The organism is Bartonella sp. CE47NXGY (assembly GCF_042195415.1).
GTDB lineage: Bacteria > Pseudomonadota > Alphaproteobacteria > Rhizobiales > Rhizobiaceae > Bartonella.
Genome location: NZ_JBHIOI010000160.1, coordinates 1 through 1,135, shown reverse-complemented (window position 1 = coordinate 1,135; position 1,135 = coordinate 1). Strand labels below are relative to the sequence as shown.

Sequence of the window (1,135 nt, the reverse complement as noted above, 5' to 3'; positions counted from 1 at the left end):
TGAAAAAATACGAACTTACTGATGAAACAATTCAGTTTGATGGATACCTTACGCTTTACCGCATACGTGCATTAAAAGATTTTGGTGATGTTAAGGCTGGGGACCTTGGGGGCTTTGTAGAGTATGAAGACAATTTAAGTCAAAAAGACGATTGCTGGATTTATAATGATGCCAAGGCGTATTGTTGTGCCAAGATTTACGATAGTGCTAAGGTTTATGATAAAGCACAAATTGGTGATTGTGCCGAGATTTTTGGCAATGCAAAAATTTATAATAACGTCAAAATATATGATGGACATATTTTTGGACACACACAAATTTATGGAAATGTGATTATTTATGCCGATTCAAGAATTTATGGCAATGTAAAAATTTATGATAATTCAGAAGATTGTAAACAAACTATGACCGCCCAGAACGGCGACTCTTCAACAAAAGACGACATTCCTTTCTAGCAACACAAACCAACTTTTAACACCAGCGTGATTCACGCCACGGGTGAATTGCGCGCAATGTAGGAAATCAAGATGAGTGAACAAAACACTAACCTAATAGAAATTGAAGAAACACATCATGTAGCCGTCGAACAAACTGTCATGGAACGTATTTTAAATAAAGCCTTAGACAGTGACGTCGATATGGATCGCTTAGAGCGTCTTCTTGATTTAAGAGAACAAGAGATAAAACGACAAGAGCGCCAAAATTTTGTCCGTGATCTTTCGGCTGTGCAAATGGCATATAAAAATATCGAACAAAACGCCATTAATAACCATACAAACAGCAAATACGCTACACTTGATCAGTACATTGATGCTGTAAAGAAAGGGCTTGCAACATACAAATTTGCTTTGTTTTATCGTATTAAAAATCAAACAGAAAAAAACGTTACCATAGAAATAACTCTGTCTCATCCTTCAGACAATCAAATCTCAACAGAAGGAACATTTCCAATTGACAGTACAGGCTCTAAAAATAGCATACAATCACTTGGTTCCACACTTACCTACGCACGAAGATACCTATTAGGCATGCTTCTTAATTTAGCAAGTAAAGAAGACGATACAGATGGAAACCCGCCTATTAAAAAGGCTTTTCCACAACAGATCAATGAAATCAGAAGACTTGTCGTACAAAC

General features: G+C 36.5%; 2 protein-coding genes. Both read left to right on the top strand.

Annotated features, from left to right (window positions below; all coding sequences use genetic code 11):
* Positions 1–455, top strand: a 455-nt coding sequence (locus ACFIL3_RS10380; protein WP_375682240.1) for a hypothetical protein, incomplete at its 5' end; no start/stop codon positions are given.
* 72 nt (positions 456–527) lie between these two features.
* On the top strand, positions 528–1,135 hold a 608-nt coding region (locus ACFIL3_RS10375; RefSeq protein ID WP_375637308.1), incomplete at its 3' end, for an ERF family protein.